This window comes from Halomonas sp., assembly GCF_052095765.1.
Lineage (GTDB): Bacteria > Pseudomonadota > Gammaproteobacteria > Pseudomonadales > Halomonadaceae > Halomonas.
Genome location: NZ_JBQDJZ010000134.1, coordinates 1 through 4,704 on the forward strand (window position 1 = coordinate 1; position 4,704 = coordinate 4,704).

At 57.6% G+C, this 4,704-nt stretch carries 3 protein-coding genes; all 3 read left to right on the plus strand.

All coding sequences use genetic code 11. The features are described from left to right. Positions 1–781: histone deacetylase family protein (locus tag ACTH3D_RS12540; RefSeq protein WP_441667463.1), on the plus strand; the 781-nt coding region annotated here is incomplete at its 5' end. Positions 782–882: 101 nt separating this feature from the next. Next, on the plus strand, positions 883–2,541 hold the full coding sequence (locus ACTH3D_RS12545) for an RNA-binding domain-containing protein (protein ID WP_427029993.1): 1,659 nt from the start codon (positions 883–885) through the stop codon (positions 2,539–2,541). A 289-nt stretch (positions 2,542–2,830) separates the two neighbouring features. Continuing rightward, positions 2,831–4,704 (plus strand): ATP-binding protein (locus ACTH3D_RS12550; RefSeq protein ID WP_441667464.1); only part of this gene is annotated, 1,874 nt, incomplete at its 3' end.

A 4,704-nucleotide genomic window follows, 5' to 3' on the forward strand; every position in this document is an offset into this window, starting at 1 on the left:
AGAAGACTGGGGAGAGGAAGTGATTTCCAACATCTTTGTGCGTTCGCCCAACGCCCTGCGCGGCATATTGGCAGAAGCCGGGCGCTATATGGCCGATGGCAGCGCGCCGGTGGGCCAGCACACCTGGCAATCGGCTTACTGGTCAGCGCAAAGCGCGATTGCTGGAGCGGAAGCGTTGCTCGCCGGTGACCGGTTTGCCTATGCACTATCGCGCCCGCCGGGCCACCACGCAGGCATCGACGCCGCCGGTGGCTTCTGTTTTCTCAACAATGCCGCCATTGCCGCGCAGCATTTGAAAACGCGCTACCCGCGCATCGTGGTGCTTGACCCCGATATGCATCATGGCCAGGGCATTCAGGAAATTTTCTACCAGCGCGACGATGTGCTGTATATCTCGATCCACGGTGACACCACCAACTTCTACCCGGCGGTAACCGGCTTTGAAGACGAGCGCGGGCAGGGCGCCGGGCTGGGCTATAACCTCAACCTGCCGATGCCCCATGGATCACAGGAGCCGGTGTTCTTTGACCGCCTGGAGCAAGCCTGCCAGGCCATCCGCCTATTCGAGCCGGACGCCATCGTGCTGGCGCTGGGGTTTGATATCTACGAACTCGACCCCCAAGCCAAGGTCGCCGTTTCAACCGCAGGGTTTGGTGAGCTGGGCCGTAAGGTGGCGGGGCTGGACGTACCCACGCTGGTGGTACAGGAAGGCGGTTACTACCTGGAAGGGCTGGAAGCCAATGCGGTGAGTTTCTTTGAAGGGCTGCTTGCTAAGAAGTAATCAGTAAGACAAGCCATCAATGTGTCTGGCAAGATAGCCTCTTTCAGCGATCAGCAAAACGATCCGGATAGCCATTGAAATAGTCATCGAAAGGACACGGCATGGATCAACCAGCCTTGAATGCGCTGCTTGAGGGCTTAATCCACACCTGGGAAAACGAGGTAGTGGAATTCAAGCAGGCTGATAACGATTACCCTACCAACAAGATTGGTGAGTACTTCTCGGCCCTCAGCAATGAAGCCAATCTGCGTGGGCTGGAGCGTGCCTGGCTGGTATTTGGCGTTAGCAATAAAACTCGTGGTGTAGTGGGAACCAGCTACCGCGAAGACTCTGAGCGCTTGCATAGCCTGAAACAACAAGTGGCACAAACCACCGAGCCCAGTGTCACCTTCCGCAATATCCATGAGTTGCAGCATACAGACGGTAGGGTGTTGCTATTTGAGATACCGGCGGCACCCCGCGGCATTCCCATAGCATGGAAGGGGCACTATCACGCCCGTGCGGGTGAAAGCCTGGGGTCCCTGGGACTGGATAAACAAGATGAGATTCGTCAACAAACTCTGGCACAGGACTGGAGTGCGCAGCTAGTTCCAGCTGCCAGCTTAGCCGACCTGGACGAGGCTGCGCTGCACAAGGCCCGTGATGCCTTTGCCCAGAAATACGCCAATCGCTTTAGTGGCGACGAGGTAATGGGCTGGCCTTTGTCCACATTCCTTGATCGGGCACGCATTACCCAGAACGGCAAGATTACGCGAACCGCGCTGTTGCTACTGGGCAAGGCTGAATCGGCTTGGCATCTCTCGCCTCATCCAGCCCAGATGACCTGGAAGTTGGAGGGTATAGAGCGTGCCTACCAGCACTTTGCTCCGCCTTTTCTGCTAACCACTTCGCAATTGTATCAGCGCATTCGTAACATCCAGTTACGCCTGCTCCCACAGGATGAGCTGTTGCCTGTTGAAGTATCGAAGTATGACCAGAAGATTGTGCTGGAGGCTCTGCACAACTGCATCGCTCATCAGGATTACATGCGCAATGGACGGGTCGTGTTAATTGAACAGCCGGATCGGCTGGTGTTTGAAAATGAGGGAAGCTTCTACGAGGGTGTGCCCGGTGACTATCTGGAAGGCAATCGAATACCCCGACGCTACCGCAACCCCTTTCTAGCCCAAGCCATGGCCGAGCTGAACATGATCGACACTATGGGCTACGGCATTCATGACATGTTTGCCCGCCAAGCACGTCGTTATCTCCCCATGCCCGATTATGATCTTGGCGAATCGGGAGCGGTCAGGTTGACTATCTATGGTGGTGTCGTCAATCCAGCCTACAGTCGGCTTCTGATCCAGCAAACTGACCTGCCACTTGCGGATGTGTTGGCACTAGACCGAGTTCAGAAGCAGTTACCGATTCCCGACGAGGCGGTAACTCGCCTAAAGCGCGCTGGCCTAATAGAGGGACGAAAGCCGCGTTTTTATGTCTCGGCCAGCGTGGCCAAGGCGACTGCAAGCAAAGCGGACTATATCCGCACACGCGCGCAGGATGATGAGTTTTACGCCAAGCTGGTCATCGATTATTTGTATCAGTTTGGCCAAGCCAATCGCACAGAGATCGACAAGTTACTAATCGACAAGCTCAGTGATGCGCTCACTCCTGAACAAAAGCAGCGCAAAATCGGCAACCTTTTGACCAAGCTGAGGCGGCGGAAGCGCATTCTTAATACGGGTTCGAGAGGTAAGCCAGAATGGAAGCTTGCAGAATGAAAAACAGTAGGAAAATAAATTTTATTATATAAAAATCAGCTATTTATTTCTTTCTGCAAAAAACGAAAGTACGCGAAATGCAGAAAGAATGCAGAAAGAGAATGCCATGGCACTGGAGTTTAAAACTAAGTTTTAAATTCGGGCCAACGGATAAACACAAACGAAATGTTCAGGTCATCCAGCGACGCCAGAAGATGCCGCTTTGGTCTGTGTCTGGCAATATAGCCTCTTTCAGCGATCAGCAAAACGATCCGGATAGCCATTGAAATAGTCATCGAAAGGACACGGCATGGCCCACCTGCTACGCATCGTGATGATTCACGGCCACCTGGAAGGCGTGGTCGAACTCAGTGTGGACGGTCACACCAATATTTGCGGCACCAACGCCTCCGGGAAGACCACGCTTCAACGGCTGGTGCCGGTGTTTTACGGCGAGCTACCCAATAAAGTAGTGCCCAAAACGCGCATGAAGTTTGATGCGTTTTACCTGCCTAATCGCAACAGCTACCTGGTTTACGAATACCGCCGCGAAGCGGGCAACATCTGCCAAGCGGTGCTGACCCGCAAAGCCGAGGGCGGGGTGGAGTACCGCTTTGTCGGCGCGCCCTACCAGCCGGAAGACTATCTGGTGGAGAGCGATGCGGGCGTGGCGGCGCTGGACTATACCCAGTGGGCCAGTGGCCTGCGGCGCAGCGGTACGCCGGTGTCGCCCAAGCTGGGCGCGACATCTGAATTCCGCTCGGTGATTCAGAACGACTTTACCCAGCTACACGGCAACAGCCGCGACGGCCTCAAGCTGCGCCAGATCGCGGCGCAGTTCAGCCTGGTCAAACCCGAGCGGCGCATCCGCCATATCGAAAAGCTGGTCTCGGCGGTGCATGCCAAAGAGGGCAAGATGGATACCCTCAAAACCATGCTGGCGGCGATTTTCGAAGAGGATGGCGTTGAGCTGCCGGTGACGCGGATTCGCAACACCAAGGCGCGGGAGTGGATTGCCCAGATGCGCCAATCCATGCGCCTGGAACCGCTGCAGGCCTCGCTGGCCCGGCTCGCCGGTATCGACCGTGAACTCGCCGACCTGGATGCCACGCTGTGGCAACTAAAACCCCAGTTGGAAGACGACCGCCAGAAAGCAGAGCGCCGCATGGCCGATGTGGATGCCGAGCTTGCCCGCCACCAGCGCGAGTTCCAGCAGCGGGAGAGCGACTATAGTGAGGCGCGGGATAAGCTGAACGACCGCCACAGCGAAGTGGTCAGCGACTTACAGCAGACCCAGCGCCGCTTGAACGATTTGCAAAGCCAGTACGAGCGCTATTCTGAGGCGGACATGCCTGCCCTGGAGCGCGATATCAATGCGCTGCCCCAGTGGCGGGAGCAGCGCGACCAGCTGCGTGCCCACCTGAACGTGATGCAGGACGCGGTTAAAGAGAGCCAGGCACGCCTTGATGGTCGCCTGCGTGAATTGTCTGAGGCGCTGGCCCGCCAGACCGGCGAAGCTCAGGAGCTGATCGACGCTCTGGTGGAAGAGAAAGCCTTGCGTCGTGAACAGCAGTGGGAAGCCGAGCAGCAGCTCAATGAGCGCTACCAGCGGGAACGCCAACGCCTGGAAGGCGAGTATCAGGCGCAGCTGGAACTCGGCGTCGAGCAGCTAGCAGAGCTGAAAGCGCAGCTCTCGCTCTCGACCCAAACCGCCGAAGAGGCTTCCGAAGCAGAGCTTGCCCAGGCCCGCCTGGATCAGGCCCAGCAAGAGCGCAACGCCTCGGCGGCCACGCTGGACGGCCTGCGCCGCGAGTTTGAAAACGGCCGCCGCGCCCGGGATGAGGCCGAGCAGCAGCTGGTGCAGCTTCGCCAGCAGCTGGAGCGTGCCGAGCAGCGCAGCTATGCGCTCTATCAGCAGCGCGACCCCGAACAGGGCAGCCTACGCCACTACCTGCGCTACCACCGCCCCGGCTGGGAGCAGCAGTTAGGCAAGGTAATTGCCCCCGAGTTGCTGGAGCGCCGCGATTTGGCGCCTCAATTAGCTGAAGGTGGTAGCGACGACCTGTTTGGGCTGGCGCTGGATCTCTCGGCCATTGCCTTACCCGATTACGCCCAGGACGAAGCCACGCTGCTGGCCGTCATCGAAGAGGCGGATAGCGCCAAGCAGCGGGTGCAGTCAGAGTG